The organism is Streptomyces sp. NBC_01296, from assembly GCF_035984415.1.
Lineage (GTDB): Bacteria > Actinomycetota > Actinomycetes > Streptomycetales > Streptomycetaceae > Streptomyces.
Genome location: NZ_CP130720.1, coordinates 2,689,270 through 2,715,455 on the forward strand (window position 1 = coordinate 2,689,270; position 26,186 = coordinate 2,715,455).

Here is a 26,186-nt window from a genome sequence, read left to right on the forward strand (position 1 = left end):
GGGAAACGGCCGTCTGCGTCAGCGCAGCGAGGCCGGCACGTCCATCGCCGAACACACCGCGCGCCACACGTCCTTGGCTTCCCAGCCCGCCTCGAGCGCCTGGTGGACGGTGCGTCCGCCGAGCTCCGTCATGACGTGGTCCCGCGCGAAGGACTCCGCGTAGCCCGTACCGAAGTGCTCGGCCATCCGCTCCCAGAAAATCGTCAACCGCATGCCCCCAGTATCCCGCCCCGGGAGAGTGCACCGGCGCTGTTCGCCCCCCGTCCCCGCGCCGCCGCGCCCTACGGTTTCACGCATGCCTGGAGACGAAGCTTCCTCGCTGGCCCCACCCACCCCGCCGACCCCGCTGGCCCGCGCCGAGCAGTTCATCTGGCTCACGGCCCGGGTGCTGGAGCAGCGGCGGTTCGCGTTCCACTTCCTCGGCGGGGACCCCGACGCGGTGGACACCGCCCTCGGCTCGTACCTCAACGCCGACGGCGGCTACGGCCACGCCCTCGATCCCGATCTGCGCGGTCCGCTCAGCCAGCCGCTGCACACCGCGCACGCCCTGCGGGTCCTGGACAGCCTGGGCCGCTGCGCCGGGCAGCGGATCGAGCGGCTCTGCCGCCACCTCACCCTGGTCTCGACCGCGGACGGAGCGCTTCCGGTGCTCCTTCCGGCCCCGCGCGGCTATCCCGGGGCCCCGTACCACCCGCTGTACGACGATCCGCCGGCCGAGCTGCTGACCACGGGCCCGGTGGTCGGCGTACTGCACCGCAACCGGATCTGGCACGCGTGGCTGTTCCGGGCCACGGACTTCTGCTGGGACCGGGTCGAGACCCTGCGCCGTGCGGACCCGTACGAGGTCCAGAGCGCGGTGGCCTTCCTCGACGGCGCCCCCGACCGGCCGCGGGCGGTGGCGGCGGCGGACCGGCTGGGGCGGCTCGTGCGCGAGCAGCGGCTCGTCGTGCTCGATCCGCGCCGCCGCCGGGAGTACCCGCCGTACCCCGGCCACGCACCGGGCGAGCAGCTGTTCCCGCACGACCTCGCCCGGCGGCCGGAGTCGCTGGCGCGCGGCTGGTTCACCGACGAGGAGCTGAGGCGTTCGCTGGACTTCCTGGCCGCCGCGCAGCAGCCGGACGGCGGCTGGCCGGTGCGCCGCCTCGCCTGGGCGCCGGGCAGCTCGCTGGAGCGCCGCCCGATCGCCACCCTGGAGGCCCTGCTGACCCTGCGCGCGTACGGACGTCCCCTGGCCGCCGATCCCCCCTGAGCGGCTACCCGCCCAGAGCCCGGACGCCCGCGGTGACGACCACGGCGGCCCCGACCACGAGCAGGAACGGGGCCCGCAGCAGCAGCGCGAGCCCGGCGGCGGCCAGCCCTGCGGCGCGGGCGTCGAGCACGAGCTCGTGCCCGGTGCCGAAGGTCTGCTGGGCGGTGAGCGCGGCGAGCAGCGCGACCGGCAGCAGCGCGGCGAGCCTGCGCACGAGCGGCCGCTCCAGCGCCCCGGCGGGCACGAGCAGCCCGGCGAGCTTGACGGCGTAGCAGCCGACGACGGTGAGCCCGATGGCGAGCCAGACGTTCACGAGCGGCGTCCCTTCAGCCAGAGGATCACGGGGGCGGCGAGGGCGGCGACGAGCACGGGCAGCCCGGCGGGCAGCACCGGGAGCAGGCCGAGCCCGAGGACGACGGCGAGCACGGCGACGGCCCGCTCGGTGGCGGTCTTCAGCATCGGCGCGAGCAGGGCCAGGAAGACGGCCGGTCCGGCGGCGTCCAGCCCCCATGCGGCGGTGTCCCCGAGGGCTTCGGCGCCGAGGGCACCGAGCAGGGTGGTGAGGTTCCACAGGACGTACAGGCTCAGCCCGGTCACGGTGAACCCGAGCCGCGCCGACCTGCGGTCGGGCTGCGCCAGCGCCACGGCGGTGGTCTCGTCGATCACCCAGTGGGCGGCGAGCGGCCGCACGGCCCCGGGCACGTAGAGCAGCTGCGAAAGCCGCAGCCCGTAGAAGGCGTTGCGGGTACCGAGGAAGAAGGCACCGGCGGCCGCGGTGAACGGGTTCCCGCCCGCGGCCAGCGCCCCGACCAGCGCGAACTGCGAGGCTCCGGTGAACACGAACAGGCTCAGCACACAGGCCTGCAGCGCAGTGATCCCGGCCCCGGCGGCGGTCACCCCGAACGCGAACCCCGACAGCCCCACGGCCACCCCGACCCCGAGCGCGTCGCGTACGACGGCGCTGCGCGGCCGCCCGGCGACCCCCTCGGGGGTCTGCTTCATCACCGTTCGTTGTTCTCCCACCCGGCGAAAGTACGCAGGCCAGGGCGGTCGGGTCTTGTACGTTCTTGCACGCGCGAGACGGGGGCGCCTCAGCCCCGGCGCCGCACCGGCTCCCCGAGCAGGGCGGTCAGCTCCGCCTCCACCGCACCGAGCAGCCCCGCGCCGAAGACGGTCAGCGTGTGCTCCCAGGGGTGGCCGAAGGTGCCGAAGCGCAGCGCGGGGTCCACGTAGAGGTAGAAATCGCCGTCGGGATACGCCTGGCCCGGGCACTCCGGCTCCCCGGGGCCGCCGACCCGGTGGGGGTCGAAGGCATAGCAGGGGTGCTGCCAGTCCAGCCAGCGCACCTGCTCCCCGGGCCCGGTGACGGCCCTCAGCCCGCGCAGGACGACCCGGTCCAGCGCGTCGACGAGCGCCTCGTGGGGGTCGCCGAGCGGCCAGGTGGCGGACGGGCCCGGGGCGGCGAATCCGGGGATGTCCACGACCTTGGCCCGGAAGCCGAATTCGTCGTGCAGCCGGTCCCACAGGACGTCGTCCTCGGCCCCGGGGAGTTCCCGGACGGGCCGGGTCCGGGCCGGGGGTTCGACCGGGTCCATCCGCAAGGTGCGTACGGTCGTGAGCTCGTCAAAGCCCGCCGCGAGGAGTGCGGTGCGCAGCTCCCCGTCGGCTTCGGCGGCGCAGTAGGCCGCCGCGCCCGGCCGGTGGTGGTTCGCATCGCCGGGTGGCGTCCAGTGCCGTACGAAGGCGGCCGCAGTCGCGGGGTCGGTCAGCCCGCCGACCAGCATGAAGTCGGTTCCGCGGGCGACCTCCAGCCAGCCCGCGGCCACCGCCTTCCCGTGCTCGATCAGCACGGAGAAGTCCCCGGGGTCGCAGCGCCAGCCGCGGTCGGCCTCGAATTCGGCGAGCGGCTGGGCGTGCGGCCCGCTCGCGGTGGCCAGGGCCTGCCACGAGGAATCCGCCGGCAGGCCGCTGGGGACCGAACGGACCCCGGTCTCCCGGCCCGGCGCGAGCCGCGCGAGATCCGCGACGAGCAGGGAGCGCGGGGCGTCCGCCGTGAACCCGGCCGCGGCCAGCTCCTCCGCCAGATCCGGCGGGTCCTGCCCGTACACCTTCCAGCGCACGGGTTCGCCGCGTGCCGCGAAGGCCTCCTGCTGGCGCCGCACCAGTCCGGCCAGCTCGGCGCGCGGGACGTCCGTGAGCGGCCGGTGCCCGACCGTCCCGTGCGTGCCGTAGTGGGTCCGTACGAAGGGCCCGTCCTGCTCCACCACCGCGCCCGTCGGCGGCCACTCGGGCACCCGCCCGCGCAGCTGCGCCGCGTACGCCCTCCACGCCCTGGCCCGCTCCACCCCGTCCACGGCGGGAGCCTAACCGCCCGCCCGCTCCCGTCGGTACGCGCCCGGCGGGACGCCGACGATGCGGGTGAAGTGCCGGTTCAGGTGCGGCTGGTCGGTGAAGCCGACGGCGACGGCCGCCTCGGCGGGCGGGGTCCCCGCGTCCAGCAGTCTGCGGGCCTGCCGGACCCGGGCGTCGGTCAGCCAGGTGTGCGGCGGCATCCCGTACCGCTTCCGGAAGGCCCGCAGCAGGGCGAACGGGCTGGTCCCCAGCTCCGCGGCCAGCCGTTCCAGCGACGGCGGCTCCGCCATCCTCTCCTGGAGCACCGCCCGGGCCGCCGCGGCGTCGGCGGCTCCGGCGCTGCGGACGGCACGGGCGGGCAGCGGCCCGGCGTGCCGGGCCAGCATCCGCGCCACCGCACGGCGCAGCAGCGTGTCGGCGGCCAGCGCGTTGCCCTCCTCGGCGGCCCGGTGCACCTCGGTGATGACGTGCGAGGTCTGCGGGTCGGTGACCGAGTCGGCGGTGAAGCCGGGGGTTCCGCGCAGGCTGCCGATCTCCGCGGCGACCTCGGCGATCAGCTCCCGGGAGGGGTACAGGGTGGCGTAGGCCCAGCCCTGCGGGACCCCGGCGCGCGCGGTGTGCGGCACCTCGGGGTTGATCAGGACCACGCTGCCGGGCCCGGCCCGCACGATGCCGCCGGGCAGGCCGACCTCCTCGATGCCGCCGGTGACCGCCGCGATGACGTAGCCGTCGTGGGCGTGGCGCGGGAAGGTGTGGCGTACGTAGTGGGCGCGCAGCAGGTCCAGGCCGGGCAGTTCCGCGTACTGCCAGTGCCGGGCCCACTCCCGCTCGACCGCCTCGTCCGCCATCCCCCCATTCTCCGCCTCGGTGGTGGCCGACGGATCAGCGGCGGGTCCGGTCCGGGTGTTTCCCCAGGTCCGGGCCGTTGTCGGTGCCCGGGTGCAGGATGGGGGCATGGCCGGCCCTGCGCTCGATTCGTTCTCCCCCGCGACCCGCTCCTGGTTCACGGGGGCCTTCGCCTCGCCCACGTCCGCGCAGGAGGGAGCGTGGCGGGCCATCCGGGAGGGCTCCGACGTGCTCGTCGTGGCGCCGACGGGCTCCGGCAAGACGCTGGCCGCCTTCCTCGCCTCCCTCGACCAGCTCGCGTCCGTCCCGCCGCCCGCCGAGCCGAAGAAGCGCTGCCGGGTGCTGTACGTGTCCCCGCTGAAGGCCCTCGCGGTCGACGTCGAGCGGAACCTGCGCAGCCCGCTGACCGGGATCCGCCAGGAGTCGGTCCGCCTCGGCCTGCCCGAGCCGGAGATCCGGGTGGGGATCCGCTCGGGGGACACCCCGCCGGCGGAGCGGCGGGCGCTGGCGACCCGGCCGCCGGACATCCTGATCACCACGCCCGAGTCGCTGTTCCTGATGCTGACTTCGGCGACGCGGGACGCACTGGCCGGGATCGAGACGGTGATCCTGGACGAGGTGCACGCGGTCGCGGGCACCAAGCGCGGCGCGCACCTGGCCCTGTCCCTGGAGCGGCTGGACGAGCTGCTGCCCCGCCCGGCGCGCCGGATCGGGCTGTCGGCGACGGTCCGGCCGGTGGACGAGGTGGCCCGGTACCTCGCGCCGCGCGGCAAGGTCGAGATCGTCCAGCCTCCCTCGACGAAGGAGTTCGACCTGTCGGTGGTCGTCCCGGTGCAGGACATGGGCGAGTTGGGAGGCTCGCCGGCCTCCGAGGGGAAGGACGGCGGGGACAAGCCCTCGATCTGGCCGCATGTGGAGGAGCGCATCGCGGACCTGGTCCAGGCGCACCGCTCCACGATCGTGTTCGCCAACTCCCGCCGCCTCGCCGAGCGGCTGTGCAACCGGCTGAACGAGATCGCGTACGAGCGCGCCATGGGCGAGAAGCTGCCCGAGGGTTCGCCGCCGGCCGAGATCATGGCCCAGTCGGGTGCGGCCCACGGCGCTCCGGCGCTGCTGGCGCGGGCGCACCACGGCTCGGTCTCCAAGGAGCAGCGGGCGCTGGTGGAGGAGGACCTGAAGGCGGGCCGGCTGCCCGCCGTGGTCGCCACCTCCAGTCTGGAACTCGGCATCGACATGGGCGCCGTGGACCTGGTGGTGCAGGTGGAGTCGCCGCCCTCGGTGGCCTCCGGGCTCCAGCGCGTGGGCCGGGCCGGGCACCAGGTGGGCGCGGTCTCCACCGGGGTGGTGTTCCCCAAGTACCGCGGGGACCTGGTCCAGGCGGCCGTGGTCACCGAGCGGATGCGCACCGGGTCCATCGAGTCGCTGCGCATCCCGTCGAACCCGCTCGACGTGCTCGCGCAGCAGCTGGTCGCGATGACCGCGATGGACACGTGGCAGCTGGACGAGCTGCTGGCGCTCGTGCGCCGGGCGGCACCGTTCGCGGCCCTGCCGGAGTCGGCGTTCACCGCGGTGCTGGACATGCTGGCGGGCCGGTATCCCTCCGACGCGTTCGCGGAGCTCAGACCGCGGGTCGTCTGGGACCGGGTGGCGGGGACGATCACCGGCCGGCCCGGCGCGCAGCGCCTCGCCGTCACCTCCGGCGGCACCATCCCCGACCGCGGCCTCTTCGGGGTGTTCCTCGCGGGCGCGGACCCGAAGAAGGGCGGTGGCCGGGTCGGCGAGCTCGACGAGGAGATGGTCTACGAGTCCCGCGTGGGAGACGTGTTCACCCTGGGCACCACCTCCTGGCGGATCGAGGACATCACCCGCGACCGCGTCCTGGTCTCCCCCGCCCCCGGGGTCCCCGGGCGGCTGCCGTTCTGGAAGGGCGACCAGCTGGGCCGCCCGCTCGAACTGGGCCGCGCCGTGGGCGCGTTCCTGCGCGAGCTCGGCGGGCTGCCCGAGGAGGACGCCCGGCTGCGTCTGCTGGCGGCCGGCCTCGACGCCTGGGCCGCGGAGAACGTCCTCGCGTACCTCGCGGAGCAGCGCGAGGCCTGCGGCCACGTCCCGGACGACCGGACGATCGTGGTCGAGCGGTTCCGCGACGAGCTCGGCGACTGGCGGGTCGTGGTCCACTCCCCGTTCGGCGCCCAGGTGCACGCCCCCTGGGCGCTGGCCCTCGGCGCCCGCCTCGCCGAGAAGTACGGCATGGACGCGCAGGTCATGCACGCCGACGACGGGATCGTGCTCCGGCTGCCCGATGCGGACCTGCTCTCGATGGACCTGCTCGACCACGACCCTGCCGCCTCCCACGCCTTCGAGTTCGACGACGAACAGGCCCCGCTGGGCGCCGCGGACGTCGCCTTCGACCACGGCGAGATCAACCGGATCGTCACCGACCAGGTGGGCGGCTCCGCCCTGTTCGCCTCCCGGTTCCGCGAGTGCGCGGCGCGCGCCCTGCTGCTGCCGCGCCGCAGCCCCGGCAAGCGCACCCCCCTGTGGCAGCAGCGCCAGAAGGCCTCCCAACTGCTCCAGGTCGCATCGGAGTTCGGATCGTTCCCGATCGTGCTGGAAGCCGTACGGGAATGCCTCCAGGACGTGTTCGACGTACCGGGCCTGACGGAGCTGATGGGGGACATCGAGGCGCGCCGGGTCCGGCTGGTCGAGGTCACCACCCCCGAACCGTCCCCCTTCGCCCGCTCGTTGCTCTTCGGGTACGTCGCCCAGTTCCTGTACGAGGGGGACTCGCCGCTCGCCGAGCGCCGGGCGGCCGCGCTCTCCCTGGACTCCCGCCTGCTGGCGGAGCTGCTCGGCCAGGCCGAGCTGCGCGAACTGCTCGACGCGGAGGTACTGGAGGAGCTGGAGCGGGAGCTCCAGTGGTTGACGGGGGACCGGCGCGCCAAGGACGCCGAGTCCGTAGCCGACCTGCTGCGCCTGCTCGGCCCGCTGACCACGGCCGAACTGGCCGAGCGCGGCGCCGACCCGGCCTGGCCGAAGGCCCTGGCCCAGGCCCGCCGGGCCATCGCGGTCCGGATCGGCGGCGCGGACCACTGGGCGGCGATCGAGGACGCGGGCCGGCTGCGCGACGCGCTGGGCACGGCGCTCCCGGTCGGGGTCCCGGAGGCGTTCACCGAACCGGTCAAGGACCCGCTCGGCGACCTCCTGGCCCGGTACGCCCGCACCCACGGGCCGTTCACCACGACCGCCGTGGCCGCCCGCCTCGGCCTGGGCGCGGCGGTGACCGAGGGCGCCCTGCACCGGCTCGCGGCGGCGGGCCGGGTGGTGCAGGGCGAGTTCCACCCGGCGGGCATCGGCCAGGAGTGGTGCGACGCGACCGTGCTGCGCAGGCTGCGCCGCCGCTCCCTGGCCGCGCTGCGCCAGGAGCTGGAACCGGTCCCGCCGACCTCCTTGGCCACGTTCCTGCCGCAGTGGCAGCACCTGGGCGGCGCGCTGCGCGGGATCGACGGCCTGGCCCGGGCGATCGAGCAGCTCCAGGGCGCCCCGGTGCCCGCCTCGGCGCTGGAGCGGCTGATCCTGCCCTCCCGGGTCGCGGGGTACTCCCCGGCCCTGCTGGACGAGCTCACCACCACCGGCGAGGTGGTCTGGGCGGGCGCCGGGGCCCTCCCGGGCAAGGACGGCTGGGTCTCGCTGTACCTGGCGGACGCGGCCCCGCTGCTGCTGCCCCCGCCTCATCCGCTGGAGCTGACGCCCCTTCACCGGTCGATCCTCGACACCCTGTCCGGCGGGTACGGCCTGTTCTTCCGCCAGCTCGCGGAATCGGTGCGCGCCAAATGGTCCGAGGCCACCGACCTCGAACTGTCCGAGGCCGTCTGGGACCTGGCCTGGTCGGGCCGGCTGACGAACGACACCCTGTCCCCGCTGCGCTCCCTGCTCGGCTCGGGCCGCACCGCGGGCGCCACCGCCCACCGCGCCCGTCGCACGATCCCGCGCGGCCGGTACGGGACGCTCAGCGCGCAGGTGTCCCGCCCGGGCCCGCCCACGGTCTCCGGCCGCTGGTCGCTGCTGCCCTCCCAGGCTCCCGACCCCACCCACCGGGCCCATGCACTGGCCCGGACCCTGCTGGACCGGCACGGGGTGGTCACGCGGGGCGCGGTGGCCGCCGAAGGCGTGGAGGGCGGCTTCAGCGCGGTGTACCGGGTCCTGTCGGCCTTCGAGGACAGCGGGCAGGCCCGCCGGGGCTATGTGGTGGAGGGCCTGGGCGCGGCCCAGTTCGCGATGGACGGCGCGGTGGACCGGCTGCGGTCGGCCGAGCGGACCCCGCCCCCGCTGGCGGCGGTGGTCCTGGCGGCCGCCGACCCGGCGAACGCGTACGGGGCGGCCCTGCCCTGGCCGGAGCCCCCGGCCGGGGCCACCCACAAGCCGGGCCGCAAGGCGGGCTCGCTGGTGGTCCTGGTCGACGGCGAGCTCACCCTGTACCTCGAGCGGGGCGGCAAGACGCTGCTGGCCTGGCCCCCGGCGGACGACCCCCGCCTCGCGGCGGCCACCGCGGCGCTGGCGGCCGGGTCCCGGGCCGGCACCCTCCCGGCGCTCACGGTGGAACGCATCAACGCCACCCCGGCGTTGACCTCACCGTTGGGCCCGGCCCTGGAAGCCGCCGGCTTCCACGCCACCCCTCGGGGCCTGCGCCTGCGCTCGTGAGTCCGGCAGCCCAATCCAACATTCCGGTCTCGACCATCGCGCTTACGTTTCGCTTATGTCTTGAGCACGTCACGAAGTCCCTCTCGACTGGCGGCGCCGCCCCTTTCTCGACTATCAAGATCACCGCAGGCATCAAGCGTGACGATGCCACGTCAAAAGATCACACTCATGGGGGACCAGAAAAGTGAGCACCAACACCATGCGACGAGCGGCAACGGGCGTCATCGGTCTGGCGGTCGCCGGAACGCTGACCCTGACCGGCTGTAAGAGCGGCAACGAGGAGGTCGCCCCGGCACAGTCGAGCGCGCCGGCGACCCAGCCGAGCACCCCGGAGGGTTACGGCTCCGCACAGCCCAGCACCGGCGCCTCGACGGGCGGCGGCGGCGCCGCGGCCCCGTCCGGCGGCACCGCGAAGGCGGGCCAGACCTTCAAGATCGGCGAGGCCGCGCAGTTCCCGTTCAAGAGCGGAAGCACCACGGGCGACATCACCCTCACCGTGACCGCGGTCGAGCAGGGCCAGGCCTCCGACCTGGACGCGCTCAAGCTCGGTGACAAGGTCAAGGGGATGGTCCCCTACTTCGTCCGCTACACGGTGAAGAACGTCGGCACCACCGACCTCTCGTTCAGCTCGGTGGGCCACGTCAAGGGCACGCTCGGCGACGGCAGCGAGGCGCAGGAAGTGTCGGTCATCGGCGACTACGCCAAGTGCCCGCACGAGTCCCTGCCGAAGGGCTTCACCAACGGCAAGACGCAGACCGGCTGCGCGATCGCGCTGGCCCCGTCCGCCCAGACGAAGGTCGCCGGCGCCATGTACTGGGGCGACCCGTTCGGCCTGGCCCAGGGCAAGGCCCTCTACTGGAAGTAGCGGCCGGCGGAAGCAGTGGCGGACACCTCCGCACCTTCCCTGCCGACCGAGCCCCCGTCGCGCCACAGCGCGGCGGGGGCTCCCGCCGTCCCGGCCCACCACCCGCCCCCTGCCCCCGCGGGGCGACAATGGCGCCATGCCCGAAGGAGACAGCGTCTGGCGGGTGGCGGCCCGGCTGCACACGGCCCTGGTCGGCCACGAGCTGACCCGCTGCGACCTGCGCGTCCCCCGCTTCGCGACGTCCGACCTCACCGGCCGCACCGCCCTGGACGTCACCCCGCGCGGCAAACACCTCCTCGCCCGCTTCGAAGGCGGCCTCACCCTCCACACCCATCTGGGCATGGACGGCGCCTGGCGCGTCTTCGCCGCGGCCGAGAAGTGGCACGGCGGCCCCGCCCACGAGATCCGCGCCGTCCTCGCCACCGCCGGACACACGGCCGTCGGCTACCGCCTCCCCGTCGTCGAACTGCTCCACACCGCCGACGAGGACCGCGCCGTCGGCCACCTCGGCCCCGATCTCCTCGGCCCCGACTGGGACGCGGAGAAGGCCGCCGCCAACCTCCTCGCCGCTCCCGAGCGCCCCCTCGGCGAGGCCCTGCTCGACCAGCGCAACCTGGCCGGCATCGGCAACATCTACAAGAGCGAGCTCTGCTTCCTGGCCCGGGTCACTCCCTGGACCCCGGTCGGCGACCTCCCCGAACCCGCGACCACCGCCGTCCGCCTCGCCGGCGCCGCCCACCGCCTGCTGCGCGCCAACATCGGCGACCTCCGGATCCGCAACACCACCGGCAGCCGCCGCCCCGGCCAGGAGCTCTTCGTCTACGGCCGCACGCACCGCCCCTGCCTGCGCTGCGGCGCCCCCGTCCGCAAGGCCACGCAGGACGACCGCCCGACCTACTGGTGCCCCCACTGCCAACCCGGCCCGACAGCCTAGTTGACGCTCCGTCAGATCCGGTCGTACCGTCCCGGCATGCCCACACCCAGAGCCCCGTACGACCTCACCGGCCGGACCGCCCTGATCACCGGCGCCGCGAGCGGCATAGGCCGCGCCACCGCCGTCCTCCTCGCCGAGGCGGGCGCCGCCGTGCACTGCGCGGACCGCGACGAGCAGGGCCTCGCCGAGACGGCGGACCTCGTCGCCAAGGCCGGCGGATCCGCCACCGTCCACCCCCTCGACGTCACCGACCGCGCAGCCCTGCGCGCGGCCGTCACGGCCGCCGGACCGCTCGACATCACCGCCGCCATCGCCGGGATCATGCACACCAGCAGCGTCCTGGAGACGACCGACGAGGACCTCGACCGGGTCCTGGACATCAACTTCAAGGGGATCCTGCGCACCTGCCAGGAGGCCGCCCGCGCCATGATCGCGGCCGGCCGCCCCGGCTCGATCGTCACCATGGCCTCCGGCGCCGTGGACGCCGCCCAGCCCGGCCTGCTCTGCTACAGCGCCGCCAAGGCCGCCGTCGTCCAGCTCACCAAGACCCTCGCCACCGAGGCCGGCCCCCACGGCATCCGCGTCAACGCCGTCGCCCCGGGCTGGATCCGCACCCCGATGACCGGCCGGCACAGCCCCGAGGTCCAGGAGCAGACCGAGGCCACGATGGTCCGGATGTCCCCCCTGCGCCGCGTCGGCGAACCCGAGGACATCGCCCAGGCCGTGCTCTACCTCGCCTCGGACGCCTCGTCCTTCATGACGGGCCAGATCCTCCGCCCGAACGGGGGAGTGTCGATGCCCTGGTAGCCACCCGGTCGGCCGCCGCCCCATCGGACTCCGCGCCGTCGCCCGCCGCCCGCCGGGCCCTGCGTACGGGCCCTGGTATGCAGTGCACCGGAAGCAGGCCCAGCCCCCAGCCGCCCACGGCGACCGCACCCTCCACCGGCCCCGACTCGCCCGGGACCAGCGACAGCCGCAGCACCGCCCACCACCACAGCACGCCCATCGCCAGCGCGAAGGGTATGAGTAACCGCCGCACGGCTACCTCCCAGCGGCCGGGGACCCGGACGGGACCATCGTCCCGCAACCCCTCCGCCCCCGCACCCAGAACAGCGCGGCAGGCAGCGGGTCGGCCCCGACCCCGGGCCCGGCACGAAGCCGCATGCGGGCGAGCGCAGCAAACGGCACGGAGCCCCGGCCGGTGCATCACGCACCGACCGGGGCTCCGGCCACGCTCATTTCTTCACAGCTCGCGCATCGAGCTCACGCGGCTACGACATTCACCGCTTCCGCAGGCGCCTTGATGGTCACCCGCTCCGGGCCACCCGCGACCGAAGTCACGGAGACCGAATTGAGCATCGGGCGGACCGGCACCGTCACCGGTTCGCTTGCCGCGGCCGACTGCGCCAGCTCAGCCAGCGACAGCTCGTCGCTGACCTCGCGCATCAGCTCGGACATCCGTACGTCCAACGCGTCGCAGATCGCGGAGAGCAGCTCGGAGGATGCCTCCTTCTGCCCCCGCTCCACCTCGGAAAGATAGCCGAGAGAAACTCGGGCGGACGAGGAGACTTCGCGCAGAGTACGGCCCTGGCGCTGGCGCTGCCGACGCAGCACGTCACCCAGCAGGCGACGGAGCAGAATCATCGGTGGCTCCCTCCTCTGACCGTGTAGCCGCATCCTTCACGCCCCACCGTACCGCCTCGCGCCGCGGCCGTGCGGGGAGCTATGTCGTGTTCACTCAGGGCTGCAAACATCAAATCCCCCCGTTCTGTTCCGTATCCTGCCCCCGCACATTCTCGCGGAGTTCGCTCGAGAGCAGTTCGAGCACTGTCCGTGCACTCTCCCTACGGATTTCCGTACGGGAGCCGTTCAACCTCAGCGGGACGGTTTTCCTGCCCACGGGACCCGCCACGGCGATGAAAACGGTGCCCACCGGCTGCCCGTCCTGCGGGTCCGGGCCGGCCACCCCGGTGGTCGCGATCCCCCACGATGCCCCCAGCACGCGCCGTACCCCAGCCGCCATCTCGGCCGCGACCTGCGCGTTCACCGCGCCTTCTGCGGCCAGCAGCCCGGCGTCCACCCCCAGGAGCCGGTGCTTCAGCTCCGTCGCGTACGCCGTGACCGAACCGCGGAAGGACCGGGAGGCCCCGGCGACGGCCGTGAGCTCCGCGGCGACCATCCCGCCCGTCAGCGACTCGGCGACGGCGAGGGTCTGGTCACTCTCCGCAAGGAGGCGCAGCACCTCCGCGGCGATCGCGGAGGTGTCTCCGGTCCCGGCCGCCGCCCCCGCGACGTCCGGAGCCGCCCCACCGGCCACCGGAGATTCCCCCACCGGTTGTGTCACCTCGCGGCCTGCTCCGCAGCCAGACCCTTGCGCCGCAGCACCACGGCCTGGCGGATGTAATCCAAACCGGTGACCAGGGTCAGCACGACGGCGACCGCCATCACCCAGAAGCGCATGGTCGCCAGCGCCCCGGTCAGTGCGAGCACGTACATGCCCACCGCCGTTCCCTGGGCCAGAGTCTTGAGCTTGCCGCCCCGGCTGGCGGGAATCACTCCGTACCTGATGACCCAGAAACGCATGAGCGTGATCCCGAGTTCCCGCCCGAGGATCAGCCCGGTCACCCACCAGGGCAGGTCACCCAGCCAGGAGAGACAGATCAAAGCCGACCCCATGATCGCCTTGTCGGCGATGGGGTCGGCGATCTTCCCGAAGTCCGTGACCAGGTTGTACGTACGGGCCAGGTGCCCGTCGAAGATGTCCGTGATCATGGCGACGGCGAACGCGGCCCAGGCCCACGCGCGCCACACCGGGTCGTACCCGCCGTCGGCGAGGAGGAGCAACACGAATCCCGGCACCAGGACGAGCCGGATCATCGTCAGGATGTTGGCGATGTTCCACAGGCTGGCCTGATCGACCGCCGCAGCCCCCAGCTTCGCGCCGGGCGCGGGCCGGCGGCCGGTCCCGCCCGCCGCAGATGCCGGGACTCCGGTCATCCGGCCGCCTCCTCGAGATGCAGGGGCTCGGCCACCAGGTCCACGCCCAGCGTGCCGACCACCTTGGCCGTCACGATACGGCCGGGCACGAGGCCCGTGCTGTCCGTGAAGACGACCTGACCGTCGGTCTCGGGGGCCTGGTGCGCGGCGCGCCCGTAGGCGCCGTCACCCTCGTCGTCGACCGCCTCGACGGACTCGACGAGTACTTCCAGGGTCTCTCCGATCCGCTCCTCCGCACGCTGCGAGGTGAGCTCCTCGGCGAGCCGCTGCATGTGGGCGAGCCGCTCGGCGATCGTGTCCTCGTCCAGCTTGCCGTCGTACGTGACGGCCTCGGTGCCGTCCTCGTCGGAGTAGCCGAAGACGCCGATCGCGTCGAGCCGCGCGTGGGTGAGGAACCGCTCCAGCTCGGCGAAGTCCGACTCCTTCTCGCCGGGGAAGCCGACGATGAAGTTGGACCGGACGCCGGCCTGCGGGGCCTTGCCGCGGATGGTGTCCAGCAGCTCCAGGAAGCGGTCGGTGTCACCGAAGCGGCGCATGGCGCGCAGCACGTCGGGGGCCGAGTGCTGGAAGGACAGGTCGAAGTACGGCACGACCTTGGGGGTCGAGGTCAGCACGTCGATCAGGCCCGGCCGCATCTCGGCGGGCTGCAGGTAGCTGACACGGACGCGCTCGATGCCGTCCACCTCGGCCAGCTCGGGCAGCAGGGCCTCCAGCAGGCGGATGTCGCCGAGGTCCTTGCCGTACGAGGTGTTGTTCTCGGAGACCAGCATGATCTCCTTGACGCCCTGCTCGGCGAGCCAGCGCGTCTCGCCCAGCACGTCGCTGGGGCGGCGGGAGATGAAGGACCCGCGGAACGACGGGATGGCGCAGAAGGAGCAGCGGCGGTCGCAGCCGGAGGCGAGCTTGACCGAGGCGACCGGGCTCTTGTCCAGGCGGCGGCGCAGCGGCGCGCGAGGGCCGGAGGCGGGTGCGACACCCTCGGGCAGGTCCGCGGGGGCGGCCTCGCCCGCCGACGGAGTCGGCTCATCGGACGCAGCCTGCGCGTGGCCGGGCAGCGCCACTTCGGCGTCCTGGCGGGCCGCGGGGCTGATCGGGAGCAGCTTGCGCCGGTCACGCGGGGTGTGGGAGGCGTGGATGCCGCCGTTGAGGATGGTCTGGAGGCGGTCGGAGATGTCGGCGTAGTCGTCGAAGCCGAGCACGCCGTCGGCTTCGGGGAGCGCCTCGGCGAGCTCCTTGCCGTAGCGCTCGGCCATGCAGCCGACGGCGACGACGGCCTGGGTCTTGCCGTGATCCTTGAGATCGTTGGCTTCCAGGAGGGCGTCTACGGAGTCCTTTTTGGCGGCTTCGACGAAGCCACAGGTGTTGACGACGGCTACGTCCGCATCGGCGGCGTCCTCGACGAGCTCCCAGCCATCCGCCGCCAAGCGGCCTGCGAGCTCCTCCGAGTCCACCTCGTTACGGGCGCAGCCAAGAGTGACAAGGGCGACGGTACGGCGTTCGGGCATGGACTCAAGACTACTTTGTCCAAACGCCGACCCCCGCCCCAAGTCCCGGTAAACCAAGATCCCCGGAGTGCGGCGCAGCACCCCGGGGACCCGGAATCACGGATTCAGCGCCATATCAGCCCGCCTGTGCGGCTCCCTGGCGGGGGTCGTCCTTGGTGTATGTGAGGCGTTCCACCTGACCCGGCCGGAAATCGTCCTTGATCTCCTTGCCGTTCACGAAGAGCTTCACGACCCCGGCGTCGCCGAGGACGAGGTCGATGGATTCCTTGTCCGTGAAGGTCTTGGACTCGCCCGGGGCCAGCGTCCCGTCGAACAGCAGCCGGCCGCTGTGGTCCTTCGCGGAGATCCAGCTCTCGCCCTCGTTGGCCGTCAGGACGACCGTGACGAGGTCCTTGGGCGCGGCGGCGATGGCACTGTCCGAGGGCTCCGGCTGGGGCGTCTTCGGGGCCTGCGGGGGCTGTGCGGCCGGTTTGCCGGCCGACTGCTTGGGTGCGGCCTGCGGGGAGGCGGAACCTTCCGCCACCGGCCGCTTGTCCTTCGCGTCGCCGCCGCCGAAGGCGGTGAAGCCCACGAAGCCGATCACGGCGACGATGGCGGCGACCATGGCCGCGGTCCAGTTGGGCCGCTGCCGCTCGGGACGGATCCGCTCGGCTTCGAACATCGGCGCGGCGGGCGTGGGTGCCGGCCGGCCGCCGTGAGCGGCGTCGTACGCCTCGACCAGGGGTTCCGGATCGATGCGGACGGCGCGGGCGAGCGTACGGATGTGACCGCGGGCGTAGACGTCGCCGCCGCACCGCGTGAAATCGTCAGCTTCGATCGCGTGCACGATCGGGATGCGCACACGGGTGGTGGAACTGACCTCGTCGACAGTGAGCCCGGCGGCGATCCGGGCCTTCTTCAGGACCGTCCCGATGGACGGTCCTTCGACTGCGGGTTCGATGATGCGGTCCTCGGACCGGTCGTCGGTCGAAGGCCGCTCATCTTCGGGGGAGTTGGATTTGCCGATGGACACGAGGGCGCCTTTCGAGCGTGTAGCCACCTGCTGGAAGTCCAGTCTAGGGGGGTGACGAAAGGGTGGAGCAACCGGAGGGTGGACTTCCTACGCCATCCGAATGGCAATCCGAACAGAGCAGGAAGTCCGGGTGCTGCGGCGGACCGGCACCGGGTGCGGTACCGCCACCTCCCTCAACTTGACGCGGACCCAAGGGAAACGGTTGCCCGCCCACGAATTACGGTTGGGTCTCTCCCCGGATGACCGCGAGGACCCCGTCCAGCTCGTCCGCCTTCACCAGCACGTCGCGCGCCTTCGACCCCTCGCTCGGGCCGACGATCCCCCGCGACTCCATCAGGTCCATGAGCCGCCCGGCCTTCGCGAAGCCCACCCGGAGCTTGCGCTGGAGCATCGAGGTCGACCCGAACTGGGTGGAGACCACGAGCTCGGCCGCCTGGCACAGCAGGTCCAGGTCGTCGCCGATCTCCTCGTCGATCTCCTTCTTCTGCTTCTGCCCGACGGTGACGTCGTCCCGGAAGACGGGCGCCATCTGGTCCTTGCAGTGCTGCACGATCCCGGCGATCTCGTCCTCGGTGACGAAGGCGCCCTGGAGGCGGACCGGCTTGTTGGCACCCATCGGCAGGAACAGCCCGTCGCCCTTGCCGATCAGCTTCTCGGCGCCCGGCTGGTCGAGGATGACCCGGCTGTCGGCGAGCGAGGAGGTGGCGAACGCGAGCCGCGAGGGCACGTTCGCCTTGATCAGGCCGGTGACCACGTCCACCGAGGGCCGCTGGGTGGCGAGCACCAGGTGGATGCCGGCCGCGCGGGCCAGCTGGGTGATCCGGACGATCGAGTCCTCGACGTCGCGCGGGGCCACCATCATCAGGTCGGCGAGCTCGTCGACGATCACGAGCAGGTACGGGTACGGGCTGAGCTCCCGCTCGCTGCCCGGCGGCAGCTTGATCTTGCCGTCCCGGATGGCCTGGTTGAAGTCGTCGATGTGCCGGTAGCCGAAGGCCGCCAGGTCGTCGTAGCGCAGGTCCATCTCGCGCACGACCCACTGGAGCGCCTCGGCGGCCCGCTTGGGGTTGGTGATGATCGGCGTGATCAGGTGCGGGATGCCCTCGTACGCCGTCAGCTCCACCCGCTTGGGGTCGACGAGCACCATCCGGACGTCGTCCGGGGTGGCCCGCACCATCACCGAGGTGATCAGGCAGTTGATGCAGGAGGACTTTCCGGAGCCGGTGGCGCCGGCGACCAGCACGTGCGGCATCTTCGCGAGGTTGGCCATGACGTAGCCGCCCTCGACGTCCTTGCCGAGCGCCACGAGCATCGGGTGGTCGTCCTCGGCCGCGTCCGCCAGCCGGAGCACGTCCCCCAGGTTGACCATCTCCCGGTCGGTGTTCGGGATCTCGATGCCGACCGCCGACTTGCCCGGGATCGGGCTGATGATCCGGACGTCCGGCGAGGCCACGGCGTACGCGATGTTCTTGGCCAGCGCCGTGATCCGCTCGACCTTGACCGCCGCGCCCAGGGTGACCTCGTAGCGGGTGACCGTCGGGCCTCGGGTGAACCCGGTGACCTGCGCGTCGACCTTGAACTCGGAGAACACGTTGGTCAGCGAGGCCACGACCGCGTCGTTCGCGGCGCTGCGGGTCTTGCCGGGCCCGCCCTTCTCCAGCAGGTCGAGCGAGGGCAGTGCGTACGTGATGTCCCCCCGCAGCTGGAGCTGCTCGGCGCGGGGCGGCAGCGGCTGGGGCGGCGGAGGGGCTTTGGTGAGGTCCGGCACGGACAAGGTCCCGGAAGCCGCGGCGGTGGTGTCGTGCGGCGGCTCGGCCGGCTCCGGGGCGGCGGCCGCCTCGGGCCGCTCCACACGGGCGGGCGGCACCGGAGCGGTGATCTCCACGCCCGCGCGGTCGGCGGCAATGCCGTGCGTCAGGTCGGCCACCAGCGGGGAGGGCGGCATTCCGCCGTAGACCACCCCGTCCAGCGCGGCGGCGGCCGCGGCGGCCACGTCGACGGCGTCCATCTCCCGCTCGCGGGCCGGCCGGGCCGGGGTCCGCCGCGGGCGCCGCCGCCGGGCGAGCGCCTGCTCCTCGGCGGTGTCGGCGGAATCGGCAGGACCGGCGAGGCCGGCAGGATCGCCGGAGTCGGCGGCGCCGGAGCGGGCCCGCCACTGCTCGGGGTCGTGCCGGCCGGCGGCTCCGTCCTCCTCGAAGCCCTCGTCGTACGCGTTCGGGGCGATGATCCCGAGCCGGATGCCGAGCCGCCGCAGCCGCTGCGGGATCGCGTTCACCGGGGTCGCCGTGACCACGAGCAGCCCGAAGATCGTGAGCAGGACCAGCATCGGCACCGCCAGCGGCGCACCCATGGTGAAGATCAGCGGCTTCGAGGCGCCCCAGCCGATCAGCCCGCCCGCGTTCTGCATCGCGGTGGTGCCCTCGTCCCGGCCCGGCGCCCCGCAGGCGATGTGCACGAGGCCGAGCACCCCGATGACGAGCGCGGAGAGGCCGACACCGATCCGGCCGTTGGCGTCGGGCTGTTCGGGATGGCGGATGAAACGCACCGCCATGACGCCGAGCAGGATCGGCACGAGCAGATCCAGTCGCCCGAAGGCGCCGGTGACCAGCATGGTGACCAGGTCCCCGACGGGACCGCTCAGGTTCGACCAAGTACCGGCGGCGACGATCAGCGCGAGGGCGAGCAGCAGCAGCGCGACGCCGTCCTTGCGGTGGGCGGGGTCGAGGTTCTTGGCCCCCTGGCCGATCCCGCGGAACACCGCGCCGACCGCGTGCGCACAGCCCAGCCACAGGGCGCGCACCAGCCGCACCACGCCCCCGGTCGGGGACGGCGCGGGCTTGGGCGCCACCTTCTTGACGGGAGCACGCCGGGGCGCCGCGGCTTTCTTCGCGGCGGGCTTGCGGGCGGGGGCCGCCTTCTTCGCCGGCGCCGTCGTCCGGCCGGTGCGGCCCTTCGCGGTGCCCGCAGTGCTCTGGGAACCCTTGCCGGACGTACGTGAGGCCATGGGGCCGAGGTTACCGGTGCGCGCGCCGGTGGACACGCGTGCCCACCCCTTCACCCGTTCGTGTCGCGTGCCGTGTCGGTGCTTTGACGCACCGCCAGACCCGGCACCGTCCGAACGGCCCGGCTGTCAGCCCCTCGACACGCTCAGCTCTGTGCGGGCAGCACCGGCGCTCCCCCGCCGGTCCCGGGCTCGAGCGCATCGAGCGCCCGGCGCAGACCGGTGAGCTTGCGCTCCAGATGGGCCGCGGTCGCCACGACCGCCGCATCGGCGGATTCCTCGCCGAGCTGCTTGGTCAGCGCCTCGGCCTGCTCCTCGACCGCCGCGAGCCGCGCGGAGAGCTCGGCCAGCAGGCCGGCCGTCTCCTTGCTGTCACCGCCCGGGCCGCCACCCTCCAGCTGGAGCCGCAGCAGCGCCGCCTGCTCCCTGAGCTGGCAGTTCTTGGTGTACAGCTCGACGAACACCGAGACCTTGGCCCGCAGCACCCACGGGTCGAACGGCTTGGAGATGTAGTCCACCGCGCCGGCGGCGTAGCCGCGGAACGTGTGGTGCGGACCGTGGTTGATCGCGGTGAGGAAGATGATCGGGATGTCCCGGGTCCGTTCACGCCGCTTGATGTGCGCGGCCGTCTCGAATCCATCCATCCCGGGCATCTGCACATCCAGCAGGATGACCGCGAAATCGTCCGTCAGCAGCGCCTTGAGCGCTTCCTCCCCCGACGACGCCCGGACCAGTGTCTGATCGAGCGCGGAGAGGATGGCCTCCAGCGCCAGCAGATTCTCCGGCCGGTCGTCGACCAGGAGGATCTTGGCCTTCTGCACCATGCCCTGTCCTCCTCGCCCCGGCATGGGGCCTCCCCGGCTCCTGGCACCGGCCTGTACGCCGGGCCCCGCCCCAGAAGAGGACGGCATCTTTACGCCGTCCGTCCTTGTGCCGGTCATCGTAGCCCCAGTCCCGAGATCGCCACACCCTGTCACCAAGATGTCACTGTGCACGAAGCAGAAACGGTGTGGGAGAGCAGAAGGTTCCCCGTCTCCCGCCCTTCCACACCGTTTCCGCCACAGTCAGTCAGCAATTGGTATCAGAGCGCTCTGCAGTCGATCACTTGCCGCGCATCCACTGCTCCATCACCGACAACAGGTAGTCCGGGTCGACCGGCTTGGTGACATAGTCGGAAGCACCGGAATCGATCGCCTTCTCCCGGTCCCCCTTCATCGCCTTCGCCGTCAGCGCGATGATCGGCAACCCGGCGAACTGCGGCATCCGCCGGATCGCCGAGGTCGTCGCGTACCCGTCCATCTCGGGCATCATGATGTCCATCAGCACGACGGTCACATCGTCGTGCTGCTCCAGGACTTCGATGCCCTCCCGGCCGTTCTCCGCGTACAGCACCGCCAGCCCGTGCTGCTCCAGCACACTAGTGAGCGCGAAGACGTTCCGGACGTCGTCGTCCACGATGAGCACCTTCTCACCGTGGAAGTCATACGTCCGGGGCACCACCGGAAGCTCTTCTTCCGGATTGGCCCAACCGTCCTCGGGCCCCTGCGCGTTCGACTGCCCCGGCACCGCCGTACGCGGCTCCAGGTCGCTCAGCGCCTTGCGCCGCCGCCGGAACAGCGCAGCGCCGCCCTGTCCCTGACCTGCCGCATCGGCCGGCATCCCGGGCCGTACGTGCTGCGGCTGCATCTGCGCTGCGGTGACGGGCGCCGCCGGGCTCGCCGGCAGCGCCGGCCGCGGCCCTTCGACCTGCCTGCGGTACACCTCGCCCCGCCCGCCGCCGGGCGTGGGCGGCGCGTACCCCTGCGGCGGCAGCTCGCTCGGGTGCAGCGGCAGGTACAGCGTGAACGTGGACCCGCGGCCGGGCTCGCTCGCCGCGTGGATCTCCCCGCCCAGCAGCCGGGCGATCTCCCGGCTGATCGACAGCCCCAGGCCCGTACCGCCGTACTTCCTGCTCGTGGTTCCGTCGGCCTGCTTGAACGCCTCGAAGATCACCAGCATCTTGCTCGCCGCGATCCCGATCCCGGTGTCCGTCACCGAGAAGGCGATCAGGTCCCCGTCCGCCTCCCGCAGCGAACCGGCCTCCAGCAACTGCTCCCGGATCGCAGTCGGCACGTCCGACCCGGCGGGCCGGATCACCAGCTCCACCGCCCCGGAGTCGGTGAACTTCACCGCGTTCGACAGCAGGTTGCGCAGCACCTGGAGGAGGCGCTGCTCGTCCGTGTGCAGGGTCGCGGGCAGCTCCGGGGAGACCCGTACCGAGAAGTCCAGGCCCTTCTCCGCGGTCAGCGGCCGGAACGTGGCCTCCACGTAGTCCACGAGCTGGACCAGCGCGATCCGGGTCGGCGAGACGTCCATCTTCCCCGCCTCGACCTTCGACAGGTCCAGGATGTCGTTGATCAGCTGCAACAGGTCGGAGCCCGCACCGTGGATGGTCTCCGCGAACTCCACCTGCTTCGGCGACAGGTTCTCGTCCGCGTTGTCGGCGAGCAGCTTGGCCAGGATCAGCAGCGAGTTGAGCGGCGTGCGCAGCTCGTGCGACATGTTCGCCAGGAACTCGGACTTGTAGCGCATCGAGACCGCGAGCTGCTCGGCACGCTCCTCGAGGACCTGCCGGGCCTCCTCGATCTCGGTGTTCTTCACCTCGATGTCCCGGTTCTGCTGGGCCAGCAGCTCGGCCTTCTCCTCCAGTTCGGCGTTGGCCGCCTGGAGCGCCTTCTGCCGGTTCTCCAACTCGTCGGAACGCTCGCGCAGCTGCTCGGTCATCTCCTGCGACTGCTTGAGCAGCATCTCCGTCTTGGAGTTGACGCTGATCGTGTTGACGCTCGTACCGATCATCTCGGCGATCTGGCTCAGGAAGTCCTTCTGGATCTGCGTGAACGGCTGGAAGGACGCCAGCTCGATGACGCCGAGCACCTTCCCCTCGAACAGCACCGGCAGCACGATCACATGCGCCGGCGGCGCCTCCCCGAGCCCCGAGGAGATCTTGAGGTAGCCGGGCGGGGTGTTCTCGACGAGGATCGTCCGCTTCTCCTCCGCGACGGTCCCGATCAACCCCTCCCCCGGCCGGAAGGAGGTGGGCATCTGACCGCCCGCGTACGCGTAACTCCCGCGCATCCGCAGCTCGTACGCACCGTCGGGACCGCCCTCGGTCCCGATCTCGGTGGTGCCGCCCGACGGAAGCGCCAGGAAGAACGCCCCGTGCTGCGCCGAGACCACCGGGGTCAGCTCGCTCATGATCAGCGAAGCCACGTCGTCCAGCTCGCGACGGCCCTGCATCAGGGCCGAGATCCGGGCGAGGTTGCCCTTCAGCCAGTCCTGCTCCTTGTTGGCCAAGGTGGTGTCGCGCAGGTTCGCGATCATCGTGTTGATGTTGTCCTGGAGGACCTGGATCTCGCCCGCCGCGTCCACGTCGATCTTCAGGTTGAGGTCACCGCGGGTCACCGCGGTGGCCACGGCCGCGATGGCGCGCACCTGCCGGGTCAGGTTCCCGGCCATCTCGTTCACGGATTCCGTGAGGTCGCGCCAGGTGCCGTCCACGTCGCGGACCCGGGCCTGACCGCCCAGGATCCCCTCGGTGCCCACCTCGCGGGCCACCCGCGTCACCTGGTCGGCGAACGAGGACAGCTGGTCGACCATCGTGTTGATCGTGGTCTTGAGCTCCAGGATCTCGCCGCGCGCATCGATGTCGATCTTCTTGGTCATGTCGCCCTTGGCAATGGCGGTCGTGACCATGGCGATCTGCCGCACCTGGCCGGTGAGGTTCGAGGCCATGAAGTTCACCGAATCGGTGAGGTCCTTCCACGTCCCGGAGACCCCCGGCACGTGCGCCTGACCGCCGAGCCTGCCCTCCGTGCCCACCTCGCGGGCGACCCGCGTCACCTCGTCGGCGAACGAGGACAGGGTCTTCACCATCGTGTTGACCGTGTCCGCGAGCTGCGCGACCTCGCCGCGCGCCTCGACCGTGACCTTCTTCGTCAGATCACCGTTGGCGACCGCCGCCGAGACCTGCGAGATGTTGCGCACCTGCGAGGTCAGGTTGTTGGCCATCAGGTTGACGTTGTCGGTCAGGTCCTTCCAGATGCCCGTCACCCCGCGCACCCGGGCCTGGCCGCCGAGGATGCCCTCGGAACCCACCTCGCGGGCCACCCGCGTCACCTGCTCCGCGAACGAGGACAGCTGGTCCACCATCGTGTTGACGGTCGTGACCAGCTCGAGGATCTCGCCCTTGGCGTCCACGGTGATCTTCTTGGAGAGATCACCCATGGCGACCGCCGTCGTCACCTCGGCGATGTTGCGCACCTGAGAGGTCAGGTTGTTCGCCATGAAGTTGACGGACTGCGTCAGGTCCTTCCAGGTGCCGGAGACCCCCTTCACCTCCGCCTGGCCGCCCAGGATGCCCTCGGTGCCCACCTCGCGGGCCACCCGCGTCACCTGCTCCGCGAAGTTCGAGAGCTGGTCCACCATCGTGTTGAGGGTGTTCTTCAGCTCCAGGATCTCGCCGCGCGCATCCACGTCGATCTTCTGCGACAGGTCACCGCGGGCCACCGCCGTCGCGACCTGTGCGATGTTGCGCACCTGCGAGGTCAGGTTCCCGGCCATGCCGTTCACGGAATCGGTCAGGTCGCGCCACACCCCGGCCACGCCGGGTACCTGCGCCTGACCGCCGAGCCGGCCCTCCGTACCCACGTCCCGGGCCACCCGGGTCACCTGCTCGGCGAACGCGGAGAGCTGGTCGACCATCGTGTTGATGGTGTTCTTCAGCTCCAGGATCTCGCCGCGCGCATCCACGTCGATCTTCTGCGACAGGTCACCGCGGGCCACCGCCGTCGTCACCTGTGCGATCTGGCGCACCTGGGAGGTCAGGTTGCCGGCCATGAAGTTGACGGAGTCGGTGAGCTCCTTCCACGTCCCGGACACCCCCTCCACCCGGGCCTGACCGCCCAGGCGGCCCTCCGTACCCACGTCCCGCGCCATCCGCGTGACCTGGTCGGCGAAGCTGGAGAGCTGGTCCACCATCGTGTTCACGGTGTTCTTCAGCTGGAGCATCTCGCCCGAGACGTCCACGGTGACCTTCTGCGACAGATCGCCGTTGGCCACCGCCGTCGTCACCTGCGCGATGTTGCGCACCTGGCCGGTGAGGTTGCGGAAGGCGGTGTTCACCGAGTCGGTGAGGTCCTTCCACGTACCCGCCGCACCCGGCACCTGCGCCTGACCGCCCAGCTCACCCTCGACGCCGACCTCGCGGGCCACTCGCGTCACTTCCGCACCGAAGGACTGGAGCTGGTCCACCATCGTGTTGACGGTGTTCTTCAGCTCCAGCATCTCGCCGGCCACGTCGACCGTGACCTTCTGCGACAGATCGCCGTTGGCCACCGCCGTCGTCACCTGCGCGATGTCCCGCACCTGCGTGGTGAGGTTGCGGAAGACCGTGTTCACCGAATCGGTGAGGTCCTTCCACGTACCCGCCGCACCCGGCACCTGCGCCTGACCGCCGAGCAGGCCCTTCGCCCCGACCTCGCTGGCCACACGCGTGACCTCGTCCGCGAAGGTGCGCAGCGTCTCGGTCATCTGATTGATCGTTTCGGCCAGCTGCGCCACCTCGCCCCGCGCGCTGACCCGTACCTTCTGCGACAGGTCACCATTGGCCACAGCCGTCGTGACCTGCGCGATCCCGCGCACCTGGGCCGTCAGGTTGCCGGCCATCGTGTTGACGGAGTCGGTCAGGTCCTTCCACACACCCGCGACCCCGGGCACCTTCGCCTGGCCGCCGAGCTCGCCCTCCGTACCCACCTCGCGGGCGACCCGCGTCACCTCGGAGGAGAACGACGACAGCTGGTCCACCATCGTGTTCACGGTGTTCTTCAGCTGGAGCATCTCGCCGGCCACGTGCACCGTGACCTTGCGCGACAGATCGCCCTTCGCGACCGCCGTCGTGACGAGAGCGATATCACGCACCTGAGCGGTGAGCCGGTACGCCATCGTGTTGACGGAGTCGGTCAGATCCTTCCAAGATCCCGACATTCCGCGCACTTGGGCCTGACCGCCGAGCTTGCCCTCGGTACCCACCTCCAGCGCCACGCGCGTCACCTCGTCGGTGAACGCGGACAGCTGGTCGACCAGGTTGTTGACCGTCCGCCCGACCTTCAGGAACTCACCGCGCAGCGGATGCCCGACCCCGTCCGCCGTCTGCGTCCGCAGGTCCATCCGCTGGTCCAGATCGCCCTCGGCGACCGCCGACAGCACGCGGCCCACCTCGGACACCGGCCGGGCAAGATCGTCCACCAGCTGGTTCGAGGCATCGATCGCGGCCGCCCAGGAGCCCTCGCAGGCACCTGTTTCCAGCCGTTCGCTCAGCTTCCCCTCGCGGCCCACCATCCGCCGCACCCGGGAGAGCTCTCCCGTCAGATGGAGATTGCGGTCGGCGACCTCGTTGTAGACGGCGGCGATCTCCGCCATCACGCCCTCGCCGGACACCGTCAGCCGCTTGCGGAAGTTCCCGTCCCGCATCGACACCAGGGCCGTGAGCAGCCGGTTCAGGGCGGCGGTATCGACTTCCGTCGTGCCGTTCCGGCGGGACCTCCCGCCTTTCGGGCGCGTTCCCGTTCGCCGCACCGCTGCGCCAGACTCCACCGTGTCCCTCCCGAAAGGGTCGACCGTTGTTCCACCGACACCCGGCGAGTCGCACGCCCGGCTATCCGATCCTGCCCAGTGTTTCACCCTGGCCGAA

The 26,186-nt window shown here is 72.1% G+C and carries 19 protein-coding genes; 5 read left to right on the forward strand and 14 right to left on the reverse strand.

Going from position 1 to position 26,186, the window contains the following annotated elements:
• Positions 1 to 18 precede the first annotated feature (18 nt).
• Positions 19 to 213 carry a DUF3046 domain-containing protein gene (locus OG299_RS11905; protein ID WP_327361484.1) on the reverse strand — a complete coding sequence of 65 codons (195 nt, stop codon included), beginning with the start codon at positions 211 to 213 and terminating at the stop codon, positions 19 to 21.
• 82 nt (positions 214 to 295) lie between these two features.
• Here OG299_RS11905 and OG299_RS11910 point away from each other — a divergent pair, with 82 nt between their 5' ends.
• A complete protein-coding gene (locus OG299_RS11910) occupies positions 296 to 1,249 on the forward strand; it encodes a hypothetical protein (protein ID WP_327361485.1) in 954 nt (317 codons plus the stop codon).
• A gap of 4 nt (positions 1,250 to 1,253) precedes the next feature.
• Here OG299_RS11910 and OG299_RS11915 read toward each other — a convergent pair whose 3' ends face one another.
• The 4 genes from OG299_RS11915 to OG299_RS11930 form a co-directional block, all read right to left on the reverse strand.
• On the reverse strand, positions 1,254 to 1,562 hold the full coding sequence (locus OG299_RS11915; protein WP_053790491.1) for an AzlD domain-containing protein: 309 nt from the start codon (positions 1,560 to 1,562) through the stop codon (positions 1,254 to 1,256).
• Positions 1,559 to 2,251: an AzlC family ABC transporter permease gene (locus tag OG299_RS11920; RefSeq protein ID WP_327364506.1), complete on the reverse strand. Its 693-nt coding sequence runs from the start codon at positions 2,249 to 2,251 to the stop codon at positions 1,559 to 1,561. The genes OG299_RS11915 and OG299_RS11920 overlap by 4 nt, the downstream gene beginning before the upstream one ends.
• Positions 2,252 to 2,340: 89 nt before the next feature.
• Positions 2,341 to 3,603: a DUF2716 domain-containing protein gene (locus tag OG299_RS11925; RefSeq protein ID WP_327361486.1), complete on the reverse strand. Its 1,263-nt coding sequence runs from the start codon at positions 3,601 to 3,603 to the stop codon at positions 2,341 to 2,343.
• Between the two features lie 9 nt (positions 3,604 to 3,612).
• Positions 3,613 to 4,449 (reverse strand): AraC family transcriptional regulator, encoded by an 837-nt coding sequence (locus tag OG299_RS11930; protein ID WP_266636171.1) that lies wholly within the window; start codon positions 4,447 to 4,449, stop codon positions 3,613 to 3,615.
• Between the two features lie 106 nt (positions 4,450 to 4,555).
• Between OG299_RS11930 and OG299_RS11935 the strand changes: the two genes are divergently transcribed.
• The 4 genes from OG299_RS11935 (at position 4,556) to OG299_RS11950 (ending at position 11,751) form a co-directional block, all read left to right on the forward strand.
• Complete coding sequence (locus OG299_RS11935) at positions 4,556 to 9,145, forward strand: ATP-dependent helicase (RefSeq protein WP_327361487.1); 4,590 nt, start codon at positions 4,556 to 4,558, stop codon at positions 9,143 to 9,145.
• Between the two features lie 184 nt (positions 9,146 to 9,329).
• Positions 9,330 to 10,010, forward strand: coding sequence for a hypothetical protein (locus OG299_RS11940; protein ID WP_327361488.1), 681 nt, complete (start codon positions 9,330 to 9,332; stop codon positions 10,008 to 10,010).
• A 136-nt stretch (positions 10,011 to 10,146) separates the two neighbouring features.
• A complete protein-coding gene (locus OG299_RS11945) occupies positions 10,147 to 10,944 on the forward strand; it encodes an Fpg/Nei family DNA glycosylase (RefSeq protein WP_327361489.1) in 798 nt (265 codons plus the stop codon).
• Between the two features lie 36 nt (positions 10,945 to 10,980).
• A complete protein-coding gene (locus tag OG299_RS11950) occupies positions 10,981 to 11,751 on the forward strand; it encodes an SDR family NAD(P)-dependent oxidoreductase (protein WP_327361490.1) in 771 nt (256 codons plus the stop codon).
• Here OG299_RS11950 and OG299_RS11955 read toward each other — a convergent pair.
• From OG299_RS11955 to OG299_RS11995, 9 genes are all read right to left on the reverse strand, one after another.
• Positions 11,699 to 11,950 (reverse strand): hypothetical protein, encoded by a 252-nt coding sequence (locus OG299_RS11955; RefSeq protein WP_327364507.1) that lies wholly within the window; start codon positions 11,948 to 11,950, stop codon positions 11,699 to 11,701. The genes OG299_RS11950 and OG299_RS11955 overlap by 53 nt on opposite strands.
• Positions 11,951 to 12,207: 257 nt before the next feature.
• On the reverse strand, positions 12,208 to 12,588 hold the full coding sequence (locus OG299_RS11960) for a helix-turn-helix domain-containing protein (RefSeq protein WP_030301503.1): 381 nt from the start codon (positions 12,586 to 12,588) through the stop codon (positions 12,208 to 12,210).
• A 109-nt stretch (positions 12,589 to 12,697) separates the two neighbouring features.
• Positions 12,698 to 13,198, reverse strand: coding sequence for a CinA family protein (locus OG299_RS11965; protein ID WP_266636436.1), 501 nt, complete (start codon positions 13,196 to 13,198; stop codon positions 12,698 to 12,700).
• Positions 13,199 to 13,284: 86 nt separating this feature from the next.
• Entirely contained in the window at positions 13,285 to 13,941 is a 657-nt protein-coding gene (gene pgsA, locus OG299_RS11970; protein WP_266636184.1) for a CDP-diacylglycerol--glycerol-3-phosphate 3-phosphatidyltransferase, read from the reverse strand.
• Positions 13,938 to 15,446 (reverse strand): 30S ribosomal protein S12 methylthiotransferase RimO, encoded by a 1,509-nt coding sequence (rimO, locus tag OG299_RS11975; RefSeq protein ID WP_327361491.1) that lies wholly within the window; start codon positions 15,444 to 15,446, stop codon positions 13,938 to 13,940. Before rimO ends, pgsA begins: the two co-directional genes overlap by 4 nt.
• A gap of 115 nt (positions 15,447 to 15,561) precedes the next feature.
• A complete protein-coding gene (locus OG299_RS11980) occupies positions 15,562 to 16,458 on the reverse strand; it encodes a helix-turn-helix domain-containing protein (RefSeq protein WP_266636188.1) in 897 nt (298 codons plus the stop codon).
• 217 nt (positions 16,459 to 16,675) lie between these two features.
• Positions 16,676 to 19,462 (reverse strand): DNA translocase FtsK, encoded by a 2,787-nt coding sequence (locus OG299_RS11985; protein ID WP_327361492.1) that lies wholly within the window; start codon positions 19,460 to 19,462, stop codon positions 16,676 to 16,678.
• 143 nt (positions 19,463 to 19,605) lie between these two features.
• The gene (locus tag OG299_RS11990; protein ID WP_266636192.1) at positions 19,606 to 20,283 is read right to left on the reverse strand and encodes a response regulator; all 678 of its coding nucleotides are present in this window, start codon (positions 20,281 to 20,283) and stop codon (positions 19,606 to 19,608) included.
• A gap of 277 nt (positions 20,284 to 20,560) precedes the next feature.
• Positions 20,561 to 26,089, reverse strand: coding sequence for a HAMP domain-containing hybrid sensor histidine kinase/response regulator (locus OG299_RS11995; RefSeq protein WP_327361493.1), 5,529 nt, complete (start codon positions 26,087 to 26,089; stop codon positions 20,561 to 20,563).
• Positions 26,090 to 26,186 lie beyond the last annotated feature (97 nt).